Genomic DNA, 23436 nt, shown 5'->3' with positions numbered 1-23436 from the left:
CTGGTAAGATACGCTTTTTTTACATGTGACAAGGTAAAATACCTTGATCAAAAAGAGATAAACAAATGCTTGAGAAAATCAGAGAAGGTTCGCAAGGACCTGTAGCCAAAATAATTTTAGGCGCGGTGATTTTATCTTTTGCCTTAGCAGGGATCGGTAGTTACTTAGGTCAAACCACAGAACAACCCGTTGCTGAAGTAAATGGAATTAAAATTAGTCAAACCGATTTTAACCGTGCTTACCAAAATGAACGTAGCCGTTTAGAGCAACAATTTGGTGAATACTTTACACAAATTGCAGCTGATCCAAATTACATGGCACAAATTCGTCAAGGTGTAATTGACCGCTTAGTACAACAAGAATTGCAATCACAGCTAGCGGCTGATTTAGGCCTTCGCGTAAGCGACGAAAGTGTACGTAAAACAATTTTAGAATTACCGTACTTTCAAATTGGTGAAAAATTCAATAACGACCGTTACCTACAAGTAATTCGTCAAATGAATTTTCAACCAGATGCTTTTCGTGAATATTTACGTAAAGATATGACACGTAGCCAGGTAGTATCTGCTGTTGCCGGTACAGACTTTGCCCTAGAGAGCGAGCTGAAAAGCGCAATGGCTCTTCAGCAGCAAACTCGTAGTATTGATTACGTAGTTGTAAACAAAGAAGCGCTTGCCGCGAATGTTGAAGTATCAGATCAAGAAGTATCTGATTACTACGACCTAAACGCATCTCAATTTTCATCTCCAGAGCTTATCTCAGTAAGTTACATTGAGCTTAAAGCAGCAGATATCAATGTTGAATCGGTAACCGAGGATGACGTTAAAGCGTATTATGAGCAAAACAAAGCACAATACGTTGAGCCAGAAAAGCGTCGCGTATCGCATATCTTAATTGATAACAGTGAAGACGACGATACAGCTAAAGAAAAAGCTAACGCGCTACACGCTCAACTTGAGCAAGGTGCAGATTTTGCAGAGCTTGCTGAGTCATCGTCTGACGATATCGTTAGTGGTGAAATGGGCGGCGATCTTGAGTGGATTGAGCGTGACGTAATGGACCCTGCATTTGAAGACGCGGCTTTCGCGCTTGAAAATAAAGGTGATATTTCTGACGTTGTTACATCTGAGTTTGGTTATCACATAATTAAACTTACTGATATTCAACCACAACAAGTTAAAGCGTATGACGATGTTAAAGCTGACTTACGTGCTGAATTAGAACAAGCTGAAAAAATTGATGCATTTTACGAAAAGCAAACTGAAATGGGTGCACTTGCATTTGAAATTTCAGACCGCTTAGATGATGCTGCAGAAGTTGCTGAAGTGGAAGTTAAATCTACACCTCTTTTAGCACTTAATGCTCTACCAGAGCCGTTAAACAGCCCTGCAGTTGTTACAGCATTAACATCAGTTGATTTACTTGAAGATAAAGTAAATTCTGAAGTTATTGAGCTGGGCGATGAGCATGCAATCATTGTTCGTATTAACGAGCACAAAGCTGCTGCTACTAAGCCGTTAGACGAAGTAAGCGAGGAAATTAAAGCGCGTTTAGTTAATGAAAAATCATCTGAGCTTGCTAAAGAAAAGGCACGTAGCTTATTTGCAGAAGTACAAGCAGGTAAGAGCTTAAACGATGTTGCTAACGAGCAAAGCTTAACACTTCGCCAAGAAGCTAAGTTAACACGTCAAAGCTATACTGTTTCACCTGCTATTGTGACTCAAGCTTTTAAAATGGCTCACCCAGCTGATTCTGCGGTAGTCGACCTCGTTAATTTAAATAATGGTGATGCAGCAATTGTTGCGCTTAAGTCGGTAACAGATGCACAAGTTGCAGCTAATATTGACCCTCAAGCAAAACAAAGTATTACTATGGCGCAAGCTAATAAAAACTACATGGTATTTATTGAAGCGCTTAAAGCCAATGCTGAGCTTAACTTACCAGCGGCTACACAAACTGTTGAATAATTAATTGTAGCTCATAAAGAAAGGCGCTTTTAAAGCGCCTTTTTTATTGTCTTAAATAAAGTTGTTATTAATTACCTCTGGCAATAAACTCAATTCGATTGCCGCTAGGCTCTCTTATCATCATATGTTGGGTTGGGCCGCTACCTAAGTTTTCGGGTGCAAACTCTATAATAATATTATTTTGCATTTTTAAGTGTTCATGTAGCTCGCTTAAATTTTTGATACTTTCAACACTGAGTGCTAAATGATGTAAGCCCACATTTTCTGCTCGATTAAACTCCACACGTTTTGCATCGTTTTTCACGCGCCATAATGTAATGGTTATTTTATTGTTTGATAAAAAATAAGCAGGATAGGCAGGGTCATTTCCTAGCGTTTTAAAGCCAAGTACATCAGTAAAAAATGCTTTGGATGCATCTAAGTTTGATACAGTTAAACCTAAATGATCAACACCACCAACCCAGTTTTTAATCTTTTTTGGTGTATCAGCAATAGCTGAAGCTGATAGAAAGAGTAGGGGGGAAAGGCTAAGTAGTAACTTTTGTTTAAGCATGAGATCTCTTATTAATTAAATACAATTAATAAGAAGACCCATCTAAATACGGTTACCTTACAAAAAAGTTAGGTATTTATAATCTGTTTTAGCAGCTTAATAAACGCTGCGTTACTTTTGATTGAGGGTTTTGAAAAACATCTTCAGTAGGACCGTATTCAACCACTTCGCCTTTATCAAGTACAACAACAAAATCACTAATGTGGCGTACTAAACTTAAATGATGAGTGATCATCACATACGTAAGGCCTGTATCGCGCTGAAGTTTAAGTAACAAATTTACTATTTGCGCCCTTATAGATGGATCTAAAGACGAAACAGCTTCATCAAGTACAATCACCTTAGGATCTAAAATTAATGCACGAGAAAACGCTACACGCTGTAGCTGCCCCACACTAAACATATGCGGGTAGTAGTGTTTATGATCGATTAGCAAACCCACCTTAGAAAGCGTTGCATCAATCTTTTCAGTGCGTTCACTAGCATCAAGCTCAGTATTATATTGCAGGCAATCATCAAGCATTTCGCCAATGGTTAATCCCGGGTTGAGCGATGCAGCTGAATCTTGAAAAATCATACGAATATGGCGACATTGATTATCACGTACGCCATTATCTTCGATAATATTATTCTCGAGTAAAATTTGCCCGCTATCGGCGCTATCAGCTCCTGAAAGTAGTTTTGCCAACGTACTTTTACCTGCGCCTGTTTCGCCAATTATGGCAATGCTTTCACCTCTACCTACGCAAAATGAAATGTTTTTAAGAACTTCAAACTTTTTACGTGAAAAAAGCCCAGCTCGCACATTAAAGGTTTTACTAAGCGCTTGTACTTTTAACAGTGGCTGCATTACTTCATGTCCTTAATTAACGGAAAGTGACACGCATAACTATGCCCATGATGCTTAGTCAGGGCTGGTGTAACCACACAGGCTTTTTGCGCTTGTGGGCAACGCGGTCCAAGGCGACAGCCAATAGGCAAATGTTGCAGAGTAGGGATAGTCCCTTTAAGCGCATAAAAAGGTTCTTTATGTGCTAAGCCTTGTTCGTAGTCTGGTAGGCTTTTTAGTAATGCTTGCGTGTATGGATGGCGAGGCTGTTTAAATATTTCATGGGTTGGGCCTGCTTCAACCATTTGCCCGCAATATAAAACATGAATGCCATGCGACCAATGTGCAATCTCTTCCAGTTCATGAGAGATCATTAAAATAGACATGTTTTTAAGTTGGTTTAAGCTTTTTAGTAACCTAAATACTTGCGCGCGGGTGGTGCTTTCAAGCGCTGTAGTTGGCTCATCAGCTATTAATAATTTAGGCGTGCGAGCGATGGCCATCGCAATCATTACTTTTTGACATACGCCTTCAGAGAGCTCATGAGGGTAACTACTTAGTACCGCTTCGTGGTTTTTAATACCCACTTTGTGAATAAGCGCTTTTACTCTGTCTTTTCTCTCTCGGTTGCGTTTTAAAAAGAAACCTTTAGCCGCTACCTCTGGGAGTGTTTCGGCTATTTGGTCAAATATTTTAGCGGTTGGGTCAAGACAGCGACTTGGGTCTTGATAGATCATCGCTATATCTTGGCTTACTATTTTACGGCGTTTCTCTGGGCTTAAACGCATTAAGTCTACGCCGCGCCAATGAATACGGTCGGCAGTAATATCCCAGCGTTCGTTCAATACACCAATAATCGCTTTTGCTATTAGGCTTTTACCAGAGCCAGACTCGCCTACAAGCGCATGTACTTCGCCTTCTTTTAAGCTAAAGCTCACTCTGTCTACGGCTCTAATTACAGTTTCAGAGGTACGTAGTTCAATAGTTAAGTTACGAACATCGAGTAATTGCATTTAATCAGCCTTACGTGCTTTTAGCACTTGTCGCAGGCCATCACCTACTAAATTAGTAGATAACACGGCTAAAAATAACAGTACACCAGGTAGCGCTACAGTCCACGGCGCTAAATAAATAAGGCCTAGATTTTCGGCTAATATTGCGCCCCATTCGGTCGTTGGTGGTTGAGCCCCTAATTTTAAAAATCCCAGTGCTGAAATATCTAATATCGCAGTAGAAAGCGCCATCGTGAATATAACCACAATATGCTCATAAATATTAGGGAAAATACCGCGCGATATAATATGCCAGTTAGACGCGCCATCGAGTCTAAACGCAGTAATGTAATCTTTACTTAATTCATCAACAATTAGGTTGCGCACCGAGTGAATAAACTGCGGTAGTAACGCTAAAATAATTGCCCATACGGTATTCATTAAACCAGGGCCAAGTATGGCGATTATTATTATGGCCAATAACAAAGAAGGAATAGAAAGTGTTATATCAAGTAAATGATTTAAAAAGCTTGAACGCAACCCTTTACTAATCCCTGCAAAAGTCCCCACTAATACACCAAACAGAGTCGTGATCAGGGCTGCTACAACAGAAAGTCCAAACGTATATGTTGCACCATTCATTAAGCGCGAGAGTACATCACGGCCTAAATCATCGGTGCCTAAAATAAAGCGTACATCGCCCATTTCTCGCCATGAGGGCGGTATGAGTAGTGCATCACTATGCTGTTGGTTTACACCATAGGGCGCTAAAAAAGGAGCGGTGGCGGCCAATAATGCAAACGCCATAAATATCCATAAACCAACCAAAGCTGGGTGATTGTTTTTAAATTTGCGCCAAAATCGCGCAAGTGGCGATTTATTCGACTCTTCAGAAAATAAATTAAACTTTGCCATGGGCCTGATTCCGCGAGAGTGGATCGAATAAAGTGTAAGTAAGCTCAGCTGTAATAGAGGCCAAAATAACAAATAAAGACACCGCCATTAATCCGCCTTGAATTGCAGGAAAGTCGCGCTGATAAATACTATCGATTAACCATCGGCCAATACCCGGCCAAGAAAAAATAACCTCGGTTATCATGGCAAGTGTTATCAAGGTGCTAAATTGCAAACCAATTTGCTTAATTACCGGTAGTAGTGCATTACGCAGTGCATGGTGCATGATAAGTTGACGGCGGTTAAGGCCTTTTGCCCTAGCTGTTTTAATAAAGTTTTGATCCATTACTTTAAGCATAGACTCGCGAGTAAAGCGCACTAATACCGTGGTTGGATACATGGCCAGTACAATAGTAGGGAGTGTTAAATGGCGCAGCGCATCAACAAAAGCCATTCCTTTATATGGAAATCCAGCTAGAGCAATATCAATTAATATAAACCCTGTACTGGCGGGTATTTCGTAAAGGAGGCCCATTCTGCCCGACATAGGAAACCAGCCAAGCTTTAATGAAAAAACCATTATTAACAACAATGCTAGCCAAAACACAGGCATTGAATAACCTACCATAGTGACAGAGTTTATAAGTTTGTCGGGCCAGCGTTTATGATAGCCAGAGCCTAAAATGCCAGTAGGTACACCAATAACAACCGATACAATTAATGCATATACGCTTAGCTCTAAAGTAGCCGGTAGTAAGTCAATAATATGGCTAAACACGCTGTTACCAGAGGCAAATGAAAGCCCCCAATCGCCTTGAAATATTCTCCCTAAAAAGGCAATGTATTGCATAAAGTAATTGCTGTTGTATAAATATTTATCTTCAAGCTCACTATGCTGTGCAAAGTTACCACTTGGTATGCCACTTAAATTACTTAGCGGATCACCGGGAAATAAATACGCCAGTGAAAACGTAAATACGCTGAGCATTAGTATCATAAAAAAGAACAAGCCAAGGCGACGTAAAATATAATCTACGATCATTATTTTTTCCTCGCATTAGCAAGCGAAATAGCACCAAACGGGCCAAGTGTTATGCCTTCCACATCAGCGCTACTTGCTTGAAAGCGCAAGCCATGAGCAATAGGTAATAACGGCAACTCTTTAATAATTAAGCTTTGTGCATCTTCGTAGTATTTTTTACGTTTGTTTAAATCAGTGGTGTCTAGTGCTTTAGTAAGCAATAAATCAAATTGGGGATTACACCAGTTTGCAGGGTTTTTACCACTAAAAGTAGCGGTGCAACTCAGCAGCGGGCTAAAAAAGTTATCAGGGTCGGGTGTATCTGCGGCCCAACCAAGTAATACACTGTCGTGTCGATGCTCGCCAATACGTTGAATAAACGTATTCCACTCATATTCTACAATACTGACGTTAACGCCTACTTTGCGTAAATCACTTTGCATAAGCTCAGCCATTTTACGTGCGTTGGGATTATAAATACGACTCACAGGCATAGCCCATATCGTCATATCAAAGCCATTAGGCAACCCTGCTTCAATAAGTAACTTTTTAGCAAGTTCTGGATCAAACGTAGGTATATCTTCTTGTGGCTCAAATGCCCAAGAGGTTGGTGGCAAAATAGATTGTGCGCGAGTACCGTTACCGTAATAAACCGCCTGCATTATTTTATCTACATCTATTGCGTGCGCAAGCGCTTGGCGTACGCGTAAGTCGTCAAACGGGGCACGCTCTGTATTAAATGCCCAATAACCTATGTTTAAGTTTGTTTCTTTTTCGACGTTTATATCATCGCGTTGCGCTAAAATGCTCAATTGCGCACTACTTGGATGAGCCGTTACATCGCACTCTTTAGTCAGCATTTTTGCTATGCGCGTAGTGCCGTTAGGGGTTATATCGTAAACCAATTGCTCAAGTGCAACGTCATGCTTCCAATAAAGTGGGTTACGGTAAAAGCGCACAAGATGATCTCGGCGGTATTCTTTATAAATATACGGGCCGGTGCCAATAGGGTACTGATCAAATAAGTTCTTTTGATTATTTTTCTTAAGTTTCATGGCGTATTCTTCTGAAAGCACCACGGCAAAGTCGGTAGCCATATTAGCTAAAAAACTACTTTCAGGATTAAACAATTCAAAACGGACTTGGTAGTCAGACACGCGCACAATTTTGCGAATAAGTTGATCAATTCCTACACTTTGAAAATACGGGTAATCGGCATCGCCCACAAAGTGATATGGATTATATACATCGAATAATCGGCTAAAGGTGAATATAACGTCGTCGGCGTTAAAGTCTCGCGATGGGGTAAAATAAGAAGTTGTATGAAACTTTACATCTTTACGCAGGGTAAAGGTAACCGATTTACCATCTTTGCTAATTTTCCAATCGGTCGCCAGCTCACTTTGAAACTCTGCCGTAACAGGATCAATGCTAATTAAGCGGTCGTATAATTGGTTAGCAATTATATCAATAGTTGAACCGGTGGTCGTGACTTGCGGATTAAACGACACAGGGTTAGCTTCAGCGCAATAAACTAAGCCTTGGTTTTTTTCTTCTATGATTTCTTCTTTGCTATCAAGGCAACCAACTAAAGTGGTGGTAAGCAAAACAAGTAATAATTTATGCACCCGCATAACCTCTGACTATTGTTGATCCAACAAGTTGTATTTTTTAAGATAACCACGTAATTGATGATACGTTAAACCAAGTACTTCTGCAGTTTTCTTTTGATTAAATTGGCTATGTTCGAGTGCTTTATTAATCATGTTTATTTCAAAGTCGTTTGAACGCTCTTTTAAGCTGCACGGAAATTGAATATCAACGGCTGAATCATTGCTTGTTTGAGTAATCGGCGGCGCAGCAACAATAGGCTCTGCATTAACCGTTTGAGCCGCTACAGGTGCTTTAATACGCGCTTTTGGTCTAAATGGGCTATCGAATGGGTCTAAAATAATCTGGTGAACGGGAATATGTTCACTACCGTGGCGATACAAACTGCGTTCAACCACATTTTTAAGTTCACGAATATTACCAGGCCAATCATAACTAAGCAGTGTTTCTGTTGCGCTTCGGGTAAAACCGCTAAACAGTTCCCACTCTAAATCGCGCGCCATATTCATCGCAAACTGCTCAGCAAGAAGCATAATATCGTCTTGGCGTTCGCGCAGTGGTGGCAGGGTAATTACATCAAAGGCAAGGCGATCGAGTAAATCACTTCTAAATTCACCTTGCTCGGCCAAATAAGGAAGATCTTCGTTTGTCGCACACACTAAGCGGGTATCTACTTTTACAGTTTGTTTGCCGCCAACACGTTCAAACTCACCGTATTCTATAACGCGCAGCAGTTTTTCTTGTACCATAGCTGAGGTATTAGCTAATTCATCTAAAAACAGTGTGCCGCTGTTAGCGCGTTCAAAACGACCTTCGTGACGTTTACTTGCCCCCGTAAAAGCACCGCTTTCGTGGCCAAATAACTCACTTTCGAGTAGGTTTTCGTTAAGCGCTGCACAGTTAAGCTTTACGTAGTTTTGATCCCAGCGTTTTGATAAAAAGTGTAAGCGTGCTGCTATTAGCTCTTTACCTGTGCCGCGTTCACCAATAATAAGTACCGGTTTATCTAAATTAGCCAGTTGCGATACCTGATCTAATACAGACAGAAAGCTATCTGATTGGCCGAGTAAATTATCCTGTTGGCGATATTGGCTCATATTTCCTAACTCTTGGTCATTTTTACTAACAGTTAGTGTATTTCATAATTAGGGATAACTAAAGAAATTTGTATATTTAGTTTAACGTAATGAAAATAAAGTGTATTTTAACTTTTAAAAAGTTGGCAAGCATATTGATACTAGTTATAGCAGACTAACTAAGTTTTAATTACAGAGGTAAATGTTATGGGAATTTTTTCACGTTTTGCAGATATTGTTAATTCTAATATCAACGCCATTTTAGATAAAGCAGAAGACCCAGAAAAAATGGTTCGTCTGATTATTCAAGAAATGGAAGATACGCTTGTTGAAGTACGTTCTACATCAGCTAAAACATTGGCTGAGAAAAAAGAAATTGTACGCCGCTTAGATACACTTAAAGCGCAGGTAAGTGATTGGCAAGATAAAGCCGAACTGGCTTTAAGTAAAGACCGCGACGATTTAGCGCGTTCAGCCTTACTTGAAAAGCAAAAGTCGGCAGATGCAGTTGCTTCAGTAGCGAGTGAGCTTGAACATGTAGAGTCTCATATTGAGAAATTACAGCAAGAAGTAACGACGCTACAAGAAAAGCTAGCAGATGCTAAATCTCGTCAAAAAGCAATTATACTTCGCCAACGTTCGGCTGAGTCGCGCCTTGAAGTGAAAAAGACACTTGATAGCTCAAAAGTAGAAGAAGCACTTAACCGCTTTGAACGTTACGAAACCAAAATTGATGGACTAGAATCTCAAATTGAGTCGTACGATTTAGGTAAAAAGACGTTAGCGGATGAAATTGCTAATCTACAAAAAAATGAAAAGATAGATGATGAGCTAGCCGAACTTAAAAAGAAGTTAGCTGATAAATAATTACATATAAAAATATATGGGGCCCATGTGCCCCAGCTTAAAAACATCAAAACGGATTGTCAGGAGAGGATTATGTTTGATCCAGAGATATTAGTTGCACCATTTATCTTGTTTATGATTTTTGTTGCTCCGCTGTGGCTAATTTTGCACTACCGTAGCAAGAAACAAGTAAGCCAAGGTTTAAGTGAGCACGAACATCGCCAATTACTTGAGCTTGCACACAAAGCTGAAAAAATGGCTGATCGATTAGAAACACTTGAAGCATTGCTTGATCAAGAGTCACCACAATGGAGACGCAAAGTATGAGTGCCAAACGCGAATTATTAAGAGACCCACAACGCGGTAAAATAGCCGGAGTATGTGCGGGATTAAGTGACTACTTTAATATGGAGTTATGGTTAGTTCGCATTATATTTGTTAGTGCGGTACTGCTAACGGGTGGCCCATTATTTGTGGTAGCGTATATTGCAGCCTGGTTCATTTTAGATAAAAAAGAGCCCGCAACAGCGCAAACAAAAAGCTCAACTAAAACTGACGATCCGCTAGAAGTAAAATTTAAAGTATGGCAAAAAGGCGAGCCGCCGCGCCGCGCATTGCAAGACTTAAAAGAGCGTTTAACGCGTGTAGATACTCGCCTTCAAGATATGGAGCGCCATGTAACTTCAAGCGAGTTTACGGTGAGCCGTGAAATTAACAAACTTTAAAGGATTTAATAGCACCTTATTTGCAGCGTGATAAATTACGGCAAATTAGGTGCAAGACACTTTATGAGCCAATCATTTGCAAAAAAGACCTTTAAAAGCATTAAAGGCAAAGCACAAAAAGCCCTACATCGCAGTTTAGACCAACACGTAAAGCTTGCCGTAACTGGCCTAAGTGGTAGTGGTAAAACTGCCTTTATTACCGCGCTTGTTAAACACTTAACAACCCAAGCGGACGATAAAAACTTACCTTTTTTTGATGTAATGCGCGAGCACCGCCATGTGGCCACTAAAGTTGTGCCGCAAGAGGCGTTAAAAGTTCCTACGTTTAATTATACGCGCGCACTAAATTCATTATTACCAAGCGATGGGATGCCTACATGGCCTGCATCTACCGAGCGGATTAATACGCTACGCTTGGCAATAAAGTATCAAAGTAATGCAGGGCTGCGTGGGCACTTTTCGCCGCAATCAACGCTTTATTTAGATATTATTGACTACCCGGGTGAATGGCTCCTTGATTTACCTATGCTTGAGCAAAGTTATGCTCAATGGTGCGAGCAGCAATATCCGTTATTAACTCAGCCTTCGCGCGTAAACACATCAAGTGATTTTTTAATGGCCGTTGAGCAACTTGACTTAAACGCTCCCGTTGATGAAAACGCACTTGCTCATATTGCTCAGCTTTATCAAAGCATGTTAGTCGAGCTTAAAAAAGACACCAAACTTGCCATGTTGCAACCTGGGCGCATGCTTATGCCTGGCGACCTACAAGGCGCGCCATTGTTATTGTTTTTTCCGGTATCGGGTGAAATAAACAGTGACGATGTCGTTGCGGGTTCTAATTTAGCGCATTTAATTAAGCGTTTTAACGCCTATATAAAAGAAGTTGTAAAACCATTTTATAATGAGCATTTTAGGCACTTTGATCGCCAAATTGTACTTGTAGATGTACTTAGTGCGTTAAACGAAGGGCACGAAACACTCCAAGAGCAAAGCAGTGTAATAAACCAATTACTCGCACACTTTAACTATGGTGAGTCGGGCTTTTTTAAACGTTTATTTAAGCCCAACATAGACAAAATATTATTTGCAGCTAATAAATCAGATCACATAAGTGCAAAACACCATAAAGATTTAGCACTACTACTTGATTCGCTCGTGCATGAGCAAAGTAATCATTTAAAGTTTGATGGTGTAAAAATAGAAACCATGGCTATGTCGTCAATTACAGCAACGCAGCCGCGCCAGATTACCGACAAAGGTCAAACGCTTGACTGTATTTATGGTAAACCGCTAAACGAGCCAGATTGGCTTACGTATTTACCGCCGCAACCTCCCTCGCGAATGCTTAATAAAAATGAGTGGCCAGCACAGGGATTTGAGTTTTTATCGTTTTCTCCAATGCCGAGCCCCGATAAACAACTAAAACATATTCGATTAGATCATGTCATGCAGTACCTGCTAGGAGACAAATTAACATGAGTGAGTCAAACCAACCATTTCAAGCAGGGCGTCGTATAGATACGCAAAGCATTGAGCAAAACGAACCCGTTTTAGCACCTGCAAAAATTATTCAGCACGGACAAAGTGATTACGAAGAACTTGAAGATGAAGCACTAGAGCCAGAAATAGATCTGGAGCCTGTATACAAAAAGTCAAAGTGGCAAACGCTCAAAGGTGTTTTTGCCATTAGTTTTATAGTACTGGTGCTTTTAGAGTTTGCATATTCGTTATTATTTGCTTTCGAGCAGTCAATTATTTTAGGCAGTGTTTATTTAACCGCAGTTGTAAGTGGCGTGCTGCTAATTGGGCGCTTATTGTGGCGAGAGTACCGAATGCTGCGCAGTTTAAAGCGTAACCAACTGCACCGAGTTGAAGCCGATAGGCTTTTAAACAGCGAGCAAGTAGGCGGTGCATTACCTTGGCTCGAAAAGCTTAACAAACATCAAGAGCTTGATAACTTTGAAACCTTTAAAAACCAAGTAGCGACGCATCACAGCGACAAAGAAATAATGACGCTGTACGCCAACAGTTTATTAATAACCCAAGACACCAAAGCTAAAAAGCTTATAAATCGTTTTGCGACTGAATCTGCACTGCTAGTTGCCCTAAGCCCACTTGCGCTGGTGGATATGATGGCTGTGCTTTGGCGCGGTACTAAGTTAATAGAACAAATTGGTAAAATTTACGGCATTGGTTTTGGTTACGCGAGCCGCATTAAGCTTTACCGTATGTTGATAAAACAAGTTATGTTTGTAGGCAGTGCTGAGCTTGTATCTGACCTTGCTGCAACTGCACTAAGTGCTGAGCTTTTAGGTAAGCTTTCGGGGCGGGCAGCGCAAGGGGTCAGCGCCGGTATTTTTACAGCGCGTATTGGTTACAAAGCAATGGAGCTTAGTCGCCCATTACCACGGCTTGAAAACAAACGCAGCTTACTAAAAGGCACTGTGCAAAGCATCGCAGGTAAAATTATGAGCCGTAAAAAGGCTGAACCAACACACTAGATTAGCAGTGGCAATATTTGTGTACAAACGTGCGCTGCACGGTTTTTACACAAATAGCCATCTGAGCATCCGGCATGCTTGCTGTTTGTAAGCGCATACGTTTTGATTGTTGAATCGCAAAAACATAATAATCAAAAAAATGAGCCTACAATGAGCAAGCATCATATAAACACCCAGTGTATTCACGGACCACAAAAAGCAAACGACCCGCACGGCGCACTCACTTCTCCTTTGTATCAAACCTCTACCTTTCATTTTGAAAATGCCGCACAAGGTGCTGCGCGTTTTGCAGGCGACGAACCTGGCTATATTTATACGCGCTTAGGAAACCCTACAACCACAGAGCTTGAACAAAAAGTTGCTCAACTAGAGAGCTGTGAAGCAGCTGCTGCAACCGCAACAGGTATGGGGGCCGTATCTGCCTCAGTACTGAGCTTTTTATCGCAAGGAGATCACCTTGTTGCCTCAAGTGCTTTGTATGGTTGTACCTTTGCGTTTTTCTCGCACATGTTGCCGCGCTGGGGAATCGAAGTCACCTTTGTTGATATGACCAATGAGGACGAACTACGCGCTGCCATCAAACCTAATTCAAAAATGATATTTGTAGAAACGCCAATCAACCCCACTATGGCGGTTATTGATTTGGCACTCATTGGCGCAGTTGCTAAAGAGCACAGTTTAATTAGTGTAGTCGACAACACCTTTTTAACGCCGCTACTGCAATCGCCTAAAAAATACGGCATCGACATTATAATGCACAGTGCGACCAAGTACTTAAACGGCCACGGAGACGTAGTAGCGGGTATTGTATGTGGATCGCTTGAGCACATAACACACATTAAAATGACCGTATTAAAAGATATTGGTGCAACCATAAGCCCACACGATGCATGGCTAATTAATCGAGGCCTAAAAACACTCGCTATTAGAATAGAACGCCATTGTCAAAGCGCACAAACAATAGCGCAATATCTAGAAGCTCACCCACAAGTAAGCACCGTATATTACCCGGGGCTTAAATCGCACCCAGGTTATAAGTTTATTGGTAATCAAATGAAAGCCGCTGGTGGTGTTATTGCGTTTGAAATAAAAGGCACGCTACAAGATGGCGCTCAATTTATTGATAGTATGAAACTTTGTACACTTGCAGTAAGCCTCGGCGACGCTGAAACACTAATTCAGCATCCTGCATCTATGACTCACTCGCCTTATACGCCAGAGGAGCGGGCCGCCGCTGGTATAAGTGATGGGTTGATCAGGCTCTCGGTTGGGCTTGAAGATGTTAACGACATTATTAGTGATTTAGACCAAGCTTTTACTAAAATTGATTAGATGTATTTAATTGTATACACATAAAAACAAGCTGCAGGCCTTTATTTAAAGGTCTGTATTTTTAATTTGCCATGAGTGTAATTTTAACTTTACGATCTAGGTGATCGCGCTAAATACTGATGTTAGCCTATCTATTAAACTTTTCTTCACTTTTGCATAGTATGGGGTCATTCGATATTCAATAGGTTTGAGTATCACACTGACACCGATTTAGGGCTCACACCCAAGAAGGTACTTATGGCTAAAGCAAGTAAATACACATCCAAAACACCAGACGAAAATGGTGTTATACACTGGAGTGATGAAGAAAATAAAATTTGGTCTGAGCTTGTAGCACGCCAACTTGCATGCATTGAAGGCAAAGCCTGCGATGAGTACATGCAAGGGTTAAAAAAGATTAACCTGCCGCACGACCGTATTCCGCAGTTAAGCGAGCTAAACGAAGTGTTACTAGCCACTACCGGTTGGCAAGTTGCACCAGTACCTGCGCTTATCGACTTTGATGAGTTTTTTAGATTACTAGCAAACAAGCAGTTTCCGGTAGCTACATTTATTCGTAGCCGCGAAGAATTTGACTACCTACAAGAGCCAGATATTTTTCATGAAATATTTGGCCATTGCGCCATGCTAACTAACCCTGACTTTGCCGAGTTTACGCATAAGTACGGGCAATTAGGTTACGCAGCGCAGAAAAAGGACCGTGTATACCTTGCGCGTATATACTGGTTTACGGTTGAATTTGGTTTAATGCAAACCGAAGACGGTCTGCGTATTTACGGCGGCGGTATTTTATCAAGCCCAGGGGAGACTCAGTACGTATACTCAAACACGCCAGAAATCAGCCCAATGAATGTGCTTGATGTACTGCGTACGCCGTACCGTATTGATATTATGCAACCACAGTACTACACCATAAATTCGATTCATGATCTGTTTGATATATCGCAAATGGATATTATGACTTTGGTTGAGCGAGCTAAAGAGCTTGGTTTGCACGACCCAAAATTTCCACCAAAAGAAAAATTAGCCAGTTAAATATTAATGCTAAAAAAGCTAAAAGTAAGGATTTAGAATGTCTTCATTAAGTGCACAAAAATGCGAAGCCTGTCATGTAGATGCGCCAAAAGTATCTGACGAAGAGTTAGCACAATTAATTACTAAAATCCCAGACTGGGTACCAGAAGTACGTGACGGCATTATGCAGCTTGAGCGTGTTTATAAATTTAAAAACTTTAAACAAGCTATCGCATTTACTAACAAAGTAGGCGACATGGCAGAAGACGAAGGCCACCACCCAGGTTTATTAACCGAGTGGGGCAAAGTAACCGTTACATGGTGGAGCCATTCAATTAAAGGCCTACACAAAAACGATTTTATTTGCGCAGCTAAAACAGACGACGTATTTAACGCGCTGTAATTAAAAATTAATTGAGCAAACTAAAAAGGCACTTTTCAGTGCCTTTTTTATTGCATTAATTGTGTATTAAATACGATGCTTATTTAAGATTTATCGCTATTTAACATGTCATCGTGCTCGGCCATATCCCAAGGTAGCTCACCTGGGCTGTTATCTAAAAAGTGTAAGTAACTCTCAAATTGATCAAGAATATCCTTCACAATATCATCTTCACTGTAACCATACACATCGTAAGATTGTCCACCACGACGTAAGAAAACATCAGCCTTGTAATGCATTTCGGTGTTATCAATATTGGGCTTTAGCTCTGAATAGGCAAAGCTTGGCATTGGGTGTTCGGTTAGACGAATGTCATATACAAAATCAACATGCTCATGGCGTAGCACAGTTAAATGAGCACGGCCTAAGTCGGTATCAAAATCAACCTCTGCATGCCATTGTCGAGCTTTTAATTCAGCCTGAACGGCTTGCATTGCTTGTACCACCACACTACTAATGAAGGTGTGTACTTTTTCTTTATTGGGGTAATTAACCATGGCGGCTAAACGGCGCTTCCAATGAGATAAGTTGATATTACGGCCATTGAGCGCATGTGCTTGTAAACTAGTATCGCGATGGCCTTCAATAATGAGTGCTCGCCAAAGCCCAGCGGTTGCAATAAGCATAATAATCGCAAAGGGTAAGGCACTGGCTATAGTCATAGTTTGTAGCGCACTTAACCCTCCTGCCACTAATAAAACAGCAGCCACAGCGCCCTCTAGCACAGCCCAAAACACGCGTTGCCATGCGGGCGTATTAATATTACCGCCAGAGGCGAGGGAATCAATAACTAATGATCCTGAGTCAGACGAGGTTACAAAAAAGGTAATGATTAGAATAACGGTGAGTAGCGAAATAATAAATGATAGCGGTAGCACCTCAAATAACTGAAACAATGCAACAGCTTGGTTGGCTTGAACATCAGTAATTAAAGTATTGAACCCTTCATTCATTATTAGATTTAACGCGGTATCACCAAACACAGAAAACCACAGAAAGGTAAAAATAGTCGGAACTAACATCACTCCTACAACAAATTGCCTGATGGTTCTGCCGCGGCTAATTTTGGCGATAAACATGCCAACAAATGGCGCCCAAGCAATAGTCCAACCAAATATAAATAGTGTCCAGTTACCAATCCAATCACTACGGCTATATGCTTGTAAATTAAAAGTACGCTCAACAATACCGCTTAGGTAGCTGCCGGTATTTTGTAAAAACGATTCAAGGATATGAATAGTAGGGCCAATAAAAAATACAAAGGCCATTAATGACACTGCAAGTGTCATGTTTACAATAGATAAGCGCTTTACACCTTTATCCATACCAGCCACTACAGAGAAAGTAGCCGCTGCGGTAATAATGGCAATAGCAGTAATTTGTACAGTGGTATTAATAGGAATACTTGGCCATAAATAATGCAGCCCTGCATTAATTTGGGTAACGGAAAGTCCTAGTGTTGTAGCAATACCAAAGAGCGTGCCTAATATGGCAAAAACATCAACAGTGTGACCAATAGGGCCATATATTTTATCACCAATAAGTGGATACAACGCTGAGCGAATCGACAGTGGAAGGCCATGGCGAAATGCAAAATAAGCAAGGACTAAGCCGACAATCCCATAGATTGCCCATATGTGAAAACCCCAATGAAAAAATGCAATTTGCATAGCTTGCTTGGCAGCATCGACGGTTTCTGCTGCGCCCGCGGGCGGAGATGCATAATGGAGTACGGGCTCTGCTACACCAAAATATAGTAATGCGACTCCGTAGCCGGCCGAAAATAGCATGGCAAACCATTCGGCGAAGCTGTATTGTGGCTGCGCATGATCAGGGCCCAGCTTAATATTTCCCCAACTTGAGACTGCAACACAAACGATGAAAACTAAGAAAATCGCGACTGATAACATATAAAACCAGCCAAAGGTTTCTGTTATCCACTTGAGGGTGATACTAAATGCTTGCCCTGCAAGTTCAGGATTGCTACTTGTACCAATTACCAAGAGCAGAATAATAAACACTGCAGGCAAAAATACAGGTAGTAAAATAGTTGAGCGTAAAGCAGTTTTTGTCATATTAATCCTTAATATTGATTGCTAACTTTCAATTATGCTTTACTACCTTATTATATCTTGGGTGCGTTGGCTAATTCAGTCTCTTGTTTAAGATTATCAAATTTTATTGTTGCTACTTATCAAGGTTAAACTAAAGATTAACATTACTTGGGATTTTAAATATGGAATACGTTTATCACTACACTTCTGCAGATGGTTTAAAGGGGATTTTAGAGAGCAAAAGTTTATGGGCTACTAACGCAGAATATCTAAATGATTTTAGAGAAATAAAGCAAGGTATTGATAGAATAAAATCACTCAGAGGGAGTTTGTCTGAGTTTTCACAAATCAAACTCGAAGAAATTTATGCCAAACACAAAAATATACCTTTAGATGTTACCCAAAAAGAAATACGAAGTAAGGACGTGCATCTCGCAAATCGTTTTTTAAATTTTCTATGGAATATAATTGATAATAATACCATTGATGAAATTTATACCACTTCATTTACAACTAAGCGTGATAGCCTAAACCACTGGCTAACTTACGGGTCAGAGCAAACTTCATATTGCATAAAGTTTAATAAAGAAAATCTATTTGATGATGAGTACTTTAGGCAAAGAAAACTTTTGAGTGGCTATGATGATGTTGATTACCAACCAACTGAGGAAATGCTTCATTCTTTAATTGAAGAACACTATCTGCCTGAGGTTTTAAGTTATGTGTTAGATCCAAATTTAAATGGAAATGATCTAAATGAAAAATGTGCTATTGCTGCAATTGAAATTTTTAATGAAGCGATTTTTAAGATTGCTAGCATAAAAGATCAAGCGTTCGAATATGAAGAAGAGTATCGTTTTACTCTTTTTTACCCTGGTTTAGTCTCATTAAATGAAAATACTGAAAAGGGTTATTTTGATTTTATAGACTCCTCTAATATTGATTTTATAAAGCTTGAAAATGGAGTGAAAGAGTTTTTTCCTTTATGCTACAGAACCCTAAAGTCTGGCATTATAGCCCCATATAGAGCGATACCTTTTCCTAAAAATTCAATTGAAGAAATTATAATAGGACCATCAGAAAATAATGAGTTAGCTGTTAAAGGCTTAAAGTCTTTTTTGAGTTCATTGAATTTTAATGTAGAGGTGTCCAGGACTCAAACTTCATTTAGAAGAATTTAAAAAGCTCTAGACCCAAAGGGCTTAGAGCTTTTCTATATACAATTAAAGTTTAGCTAAAACACTTTACTTCAACGTATCGATGGGTTTCGTTTCACTCAACTTAACCTACGTGTTACTCATCAATTGAGCGTAGTAGGGCGTTGATGCCTACTTTTTCACGTGTTTGTTTGTCTACTTTTTTAACGATGATTGCAGCGTAAAGGCTGTGGGTGCCATCTTTTGACGGTAGTGCGCCTGGTACAACTACTGCGCCTGCTGGTACGCGGCCGTAGTGAATTTCGCCGGTTTCGCGGTCGTAAATACGGGTGCTTTGGCTGATGTAAACGCCCATTGAAATTACTGCGCCTTCTTCAACAATTACGCCTTCAACAATTTCAGAACGTGCGCCAATAAAACAGTTGTCTTCGATGATAGTTGGATTAGCTTGTAGAGGCTCTAAAACGCCGCCTATGCCTACGCCACCTGATAAATGTACGTTCTTACCTATTTGTGCACACGAGCCTACAGTTGCCCATGTATCAACCATGGTGCCGTCGTCAACGTATGCGCCAATGTTTACGTACGATGGCATGAGTACGACGCTTTTACCTACAAAGCTGCCTTTACGTGCTACTGCGTTTGGTACTACGCGCATACCACCTTGTTGAAATTGCTCTGGCGTGTAGTCGCTAAATTTAAGTGGTACTTTGTCGTAAAATTGGTTTACGCCGTCGTTCATTGGTTGGTTGTCGCGAATACGAAACGACAGTAATACTGCTTTTTTAAGCCACTGGTGTACAACCCATTCACCTGATATTTTTTCGGCAACGCGTGCTGCGCCGCTATCAAGTAAATCAAGTGCGTCGATAATGGCTTGCTTTACGTCGCTTGATACTGTGCTTGGGCTAATGCTATCGCGGTTGTCCCATGCGTTTTCGATCATCGTTTTTAAATCTGACATGTGTGTCCTCTATTCTGTTTCGGCGTTGAATTTTTTACGTAATGCCTGATGAATTTTTGCTTGCTCTTCATCAGTCAGCGCTTGGTATTCGTTATTAGATACAACAAAGAAATCCTCGGCACGTTCACCTACCGTTGTAATACGGGCAGCGTGAATGTGTAGTAAATGCGCTTGGAAAACTTCGGCTATTTTGGTTAGTAAACCTTGTATATCGACGGCTTGAATTTCTATTAAGCTACGGTCTTTGCGTGCATGTGGGCGCAACACAATTTTAGGTTTAATATTAAAATCTTTAAAGCGTTGAGAGCGGCTCTTTTTAAAGCGAATTTTTTTACGTGGATCGCTAAGTGCTTGCTCAAGCCCGCGTTTAATTGATTGCGCTCGACCGCTCGCTATAGGGTCGCCACTTACTTCAAGTATTACAAAGCTAAACAGGACGTAACCGTCTTTGGTGGTCAGTACTTGCGCGTGCTGTATTTGTGCTTTTTTAGAGCCGATTACACTCACTAATCTCGCAAATAGTGCACCAGAGTAAGGGCTGTATACAAATACTTGTGTACCACCATGCATGGCTTTGTTAGATACAATTACACTGGGTTGGCTTAAATCGGTGCTAGTTAATAAATGCTCACTTTGCCACGATATTTGCTGTTCGCTAAAGGCGGTAAAGTAATTGGCTTTAAAGCGACTCCAAATTAAATCAATTTTATTCTCAGGGTAACCTAAGTTGAGTAGACGTTGTTTAGCTTGGTGCTTTTTATCGCGAATTTGGTCGCGCTGATCCATTGGGTTTTCAAGCCCTAAGCGCAACGCGCGTTGCGTGTGCAAGTACAATTCACGCAGTAGGGTGTTTTTCCAATCGTTCCATAAGTTGTCGTTGGTTGCACGGATATCGGCAACGGTTAAACAATATAAATAGTCGAGTTGGCGCTCTGTTTTAATACGTGTTGCAAAGTCTTTTATTACAGCAGGGTCGTTAATATCTTTACGCTGCGCGGTAACCGACATAAGTAAATGGTTACTTACAAGCCATGCTACTAATTTTGCATCAGAGGATGAAAAACCATGTAATTTAGCAAAGGCTATAGCATCAACAGCGCCAAGTTCTGAGTGATCTCCCCCTCGGCCTTTAGCAATGTCGTGAAATATACCGGCTAAATAAAGTAGCTCTGGTTTGTCCATTCGAGTGACTATTTCACTACAAATAGGAAACTCGCTAATGCCTGTTTTATCAAAGTATTCGTAAATATTTTTGATTAATTTGTGAGTATGCTCATCTACGGTGTAAGCGTGAAATAAATCGAACTGCATTTGCCCAAATATGTTACGCCACTGCGGTAAGTAGGCGGCAAGCATGCCGTGCTTGTGCATAAGCGTAAATGCGCGGCCCATGCCATTAGGGTGTTTAACTAAGCGTAAAAAGGCTTCACGACAGGCTGCGTAATCTTGTAAATCCCCCAATAAACGACGGCGTACTTGGCGAATTGTACGAATAGTGCTTGGGTAAATATGCGTTATTGCAGGGTTGTCTGCTATGTGCTCAAACAATACAAAAAGTTGGTCACGTCTAAAAAATACAGATGGATCTTTTACGCGTATTTGATGGCCCACTTGCTCAAAGTTTCTGTCGAGTACTATCACCGTTTTTTCACTACTTTCGGGCATGATACTTTGCTCAAAGTATGAAAGTAGCATTTGGTTAAGTTCGCGAACGCGGCTCATTATTCTAAATAAGCGCTTCATCATACGCTCAACAGAGGCTTTACCGTCGCTACCAAAACCTAAAATTTCGGCGGCTTGTGGTTGATGATCAAACAATAAGCGGTTTTCAGCCCGACCTGCGGCTAGATGCAGTGCAAAGCGAATATTCCATAGGTTTTCTAGGCACTCTGAAAGTTCTTGAAACTCTTCATGGGTTAAGTAGCCGTGACTTATTAACTCTTGCAGAGTTTCGGTTCTAAAGTGCTTTTTTGCGACCCAAATAATGGTTTGCAAGTCGCGTAGGCCACCGGGGTTTTCTTTAATGTTTGGCTCAAGATTATACGCGGTGCCGTGACACTTTTTGTGACGTAAGTTTTGTTCTTGAACTTTGGCAGTAAAAAACTCACCGGAGCGCCATACGGGTGTTTCTAGAATATGCGTTTTGAGTTTTTCAAACTCAATATGATTACCAAAAATAAGGCGGCTTTCGAGTAAACTGGTGGCAAAAGTAACGTCTTCACGTTTTTGCTCGATGGCTTGTTCTATCGTGCGCACGCTGTGACCAATCTCTAAGTTGAGATCCCATAGCATGGTGACAAACTGGCCTATTTTTTCGCATATTTCTTCGCTTGGCGGTTTAGTTACAAGCAATAAAAAGTCGATGTCGGAGTAGGGATGTAGCTCGCCACGTCCGTATCCGCCTACTGCTATTAATGCTAAATCAGGTTCGCGCGCTAAGTCGTAAACATGAAAAAGCTTAATTAGTAGGCGGTCAATAAACTCAGCCCGGGCATTAATTAAATTCCCAACCGGTTGTTTAGAAAATTCGTTATGTAACCATTTATAAAAATAGCTAGAACAATCGCGATAATCACTAAGTTGCTCTGCATCGCTGAGCAACTTTTTTACTTTGTTGGGTAATGCCACGTGGGCTGGCTCCTAATTTCTTATTTATTATTAGTGTTCTATGATCCTGTCGATAGTATCATCTGATCGTAGCGTTAAAATTTCAACACCATTTTCAGTCACTAATAAAGTATGTTCCCACTGTGCAGACAAGCTGCGGTCGCGAGTTACTACAGTCCAATCATCTTTAAGTAGCTTACATTGGCGTTTACCCGCATTAACCATTGGTTCAATTGTTAAGCACATGCCCGCTTTTAAAGTTTCGCCAGTACCCGCTTTACCGTAGTGCATTACTTGTGGTTCTTCATGAAATCCTGCGCCAATACCGTGGCCGCAATATTCACGAACAATAGAGTAATTAAAACTTTCTGCATATTTTTGAATAGCAGAACCAATATCACCTAAGCGCACACCTGGTTTTACCATTTTAATAGCAAGGTATAAGCTTTCTTGTGTTACTTCTGCAAGACGCTTAGCTTGGATGTTTGGTGTACCAACGTGGAACATTTTAGAAGTATCGCCGTGGTAGCCATCTTTAATGACAGTGACGTCAATATTTACGCTGTCGCCTTCTTTTAATGCTTTGTCATTTGGAATTCCGTGACAAATAACATGATTAACTGACGTACAAACTGATTTTGGAAAGCCATGATAATTTAACGGAGCAGGGATTGCTTGTTGCACATTAACAATATAATCATGACAAAGTGTATTTAGCTCATCGGTGGTAACACCCGGCACTACATGAGGGCCGATCATTTCAAGTACATCGGCCGCTAAGCGCCCAGCTACGCGCATTTTCTCTATTTCTTCAGGGGTCTTGATAATAGCGCTCATTGAGGCTCCAA

21 protein-coding genes are annotated in these 23436 nt (G+C 40.8%); 10 read left to right on the top strand and 11 right to left on the bottom strand.

The window, feature by feature from the left end:
* Positions 1-65: 65 nt before the first annotated feature.
* A complete protein-coding gene (locus QT16_RS00440; protein WP_039484418.1) occupies positions 66-1967 on the top strand; it encodes a SurA N-terminal domain-containing protein in 1902 nt (633 codons plus the stop codon).
* A gap of 67 nt (positions 1968-2034) precedes the next feature.
* Here QT16_RS00440 and QT16_RS00435 read toward each other — a convergent pair whose 3' ends face one another.
* From QT16_RS00435 to pspF, 7 genes are all read right to left on the bottom strand, one after another.
* The gene (locus QT16_RS00435) at positions 2035-2520 is read right to left on the bottom strand and encodes a VOC family protein (protein ID WP_039484415.1); all 486 of its coding nucleotides are present in this window, start codon (positions 2518-2520) and stop codon (positions 2035-2037) included.
* 88 nt (positions 2521-2608) lie between these two features.
* On the bottom strand, positions 2609-3370 hold the full coding sequence (locus QT16_RS00430; RefSeq protein ID WP_039484412.1) for an ATP-binding cassette domain-containing protein: 762 nt from the start codon (positions 3368-3370) through the stop codon (positions 2609-2611).
* Positions 3370-4362 (bottom strand): peptide ABC transporter ATP-binding protein, encoded by a 993-nt coding sequence (locus tag QT16_RS00425; protein ID WP_039484409.1) that lies wholly within the window; start codon positions 4360-4362, stop codon positions 3370-3372. Before QT16_RS00425 ends, QT16_RS00430 begins: the two co-directional genes overlap by 1 nt.
* Positions 4363-5256: an ABC transporter permease subunit gene (locus QT16_RS00420; protein WP_002958337.1), complete on the bottom strand. Its 894-nt coding sequence runs from the start codon at positions 5254-5256 to the stop codon at positions 4363-4365.
* A complete protein-coding gene (locus tag QT16_RS00415) occupies positions 5243-6277 on the bottom strand; it encodes an ABC transporter permease (protein ID WP_039484405.1) in 1035 nt (344 codons plus the stop codon). Before QT16_RS00415 ends, QT16_RS00420 begins: the two co-directional genes overlap by 14 nt.
* Positions 6277-7884 carry an ABC transporter substrate-binding protein gene (locus QT16_RS00410; RefSeq protein WP_024596506.1) on the bottom strand — a complete coding sequence of 536 codons (1608 nt, stop codon included), beginning with the start codon at positions 7882-7884 and terminating at the stop codon, positions 6277-6279. Before QT16_RS00410 ends, QT16_RS00415 begins: the two co-directional genes overlap by 1 nt.
* A 15-nt stretch (positions 7885-7899) precedes the next feature.
* Entirely contained in the window at positions 7900-8964 is a 1065-nt protein-coding gene (gene pspF, locus QT16_RS00405; protein WP_039484403.1) for a phage shock protein operon transcriptional activator, read from the bottom strand.
* 186 nt (positions 8965-9150) lie between these two features.
* On the opposite strand from pspF, the gene pspA reads away from it, so the two are divergent.
* The 8 genes from pspA to QT16_RS00365 all read left to right on the top strand — a co-directional run bounded on the left by pspA (position 9151) and on the right by QT16_RS00365 (position 15767).
* Positions 9151-9810, top strand: coding sequence for a phage shock protein PspA (gene pspA / locus QT16_RS00400; RefSeq protein WP_007376832.1), 660 nt, complete (start codon positions 9151-9153; stop codon positions 9808-9810).
* 72 nt (positions 9811-9882) lie between these two features.
* Entirely contained in the window at positions 9883-10116 is a 234-nt protein-coding gene (gene pspB, locus QT16_RS00395; protein WP_024596504.1) for an envelope stress response membrane protein PspB, read from the top strand.
* Positions 10113-10514, top strand: coding sequence for an envelope stress response membrane protein PspC (gene pspC, locus QT16_RS00390; protein ID WP_024596503.1), 402 nt, complete (start codon positions 10113-10115; stop codon positions 10512-10514). The genes pspB and pspC overlap by 4 nt, the downstream gene beginning before the upstream one ends.
* A 63-nt stretch (positions 10515-10577) precedes the next feature.
* A complete protein-coding gene (locus QT16_RS00385; protein ID WP_039484396.1) occupies positions 10578-11996 on the top strand; it encodes a YcjX family GTP-binding protein in 1419 nt (472 codons plus the stop codon).
* Positions 11993-13018 carry a TIGR01620 family protein gene (locus QT16_RS00380; RefSeq protein WP_007580966.1) on the top strand — a complete coding sequence of 342 codons (1026 nt, stop codon included), beginning with the start codon at positions 11993-11995 and terminating at the stop codon, positions 13016-13018. Before QT16_RS00385 ends, QT16_RS00380 begins: the two co-directional genes overlap by 4 nt.
* Positions 13019-13168: 150 nt before the next feature.
* Entirely contained in the window at positions 13169-14350 is a 1182-nt protein-coding gene (gene megL / locus QT16_RS00375; protein ID WP_039485972.1) for a methionine gamma-lyase, read from the top strand.
* 237 nt (positions 14351-14587) lie between these two features.
* Complete coding sequence (gene phhA, locus QT16_RS00370; RefSeq protein WP_010553750.1) at positions 14588-15385, top strand: phenylalanine 4-monooxygenase; 798 nt, start codon at positions 14588-14590, stop codon at positions 15383-15385.
* A 37-nt stretch (positions 15386-15422) separates the two neighbouring features.
* Positions 15423-15767, top strand: a complete 345-nt coding sequence (locus QT16_RS00365; protein ID WP_002958326.1) for a 4a-hydroxytetrahydrobiopterin dehydratase — start codon at positions 15423-15425, stop codon at positions 15765-15767.
* Positions 15768-15850: 83 nt separating this feature from the next.
* Here QT16_RS00365 and QT16_RS00360 read toward each other — a convergent pair whose 3' ends face one another.
* A complete protein-coding gene (locus QT16_RS00360) occupies positions 15851-17881 on the bottom strand; it encodes a BCCT family transporter (RefSeq protein ID WP_039484383.1) in 2031 nt (676 codons plus the stop codon).
* A gap of 161 nt (positions 17882-18042) precedes the next feature.
* Between QT16_RS00360 and QT16_RS00355 the strand changes: the two genes are divergently transcribed.
* Positions 18043-19041 (top strand): DUF2971 domain-containing protein, encoded by a 999-nt coding sequence (locus QT16_RS00355; RefSeq protein WP_039484381.1) that lies wholly within the window; start codon positions 18043-18045, stop codon positions 19039-19041.
* A 112-nt stretch (positions 19042-19153) separates the two neighbouring features.
* Here QT16_RS00355 and dapD read toward each other — a convergent pair whose 3' ends face one another.
* From dapD to map, 3 genes are read right to left on the bottom strand one after another with little or no spacing between them, the layout of a single operon-like run.
* The gene (gene dapD / locus QT16_RS00350) at positions 19154-19981 is read right to left on the bottom strand and encodes a 2,3,4,5-tetrahydropyridine-2,6-dicarboxylate N-succinyltransferase (RefSeq protein ID WP_039484379.1); all 828 of its coding nucleotides are present in this window, start codon (positions 19979-19981) and stop codon (positions 19154-19156) included.
* Between the two features lie 9 nt (positions 19982-19990).
* Positions 19991-22609 carry a [protein-PII] uridylyltransferase gene (gene glnD, locus QT16_RS00345; RefSeq protein WP_002958323.1) on the bottom strand — a complete coding sequence of 873 codons (2619 nt, stop codon included), beginning with the start codon at positions 22607-22609 and terminating at the stop codon, positions 19991-19993.
* A gap of 30 nt (positions 22610-22639) precedes the next feature.
* Positions 22640-23425, bottom strand: coding sequence for a type I methionyl aminopeptidase (map, locus tag QT16_RS00340; protein ID WP_002958322.1), 786 nt, complete (start codon positions 23423-23425; stop codon positions 22640-22642).
* Positions 23426-23436 lie beyond the last annotated feature (11 nt).

The organism is Pseudoalteromonas distincta (assembly GCF_000814675.1).
Taxonomy (GTDB): domain Bacteria; phylum Pseudomonadota; class Gammaproteobacteria; order Enterobacterales; family Alteromonadaceae; genus Pseudoalteromonas; species Pseudoalteromonas distincta.
This window is presented reverse-complemented; position numbering and strand designations above follow the sequence as displayed.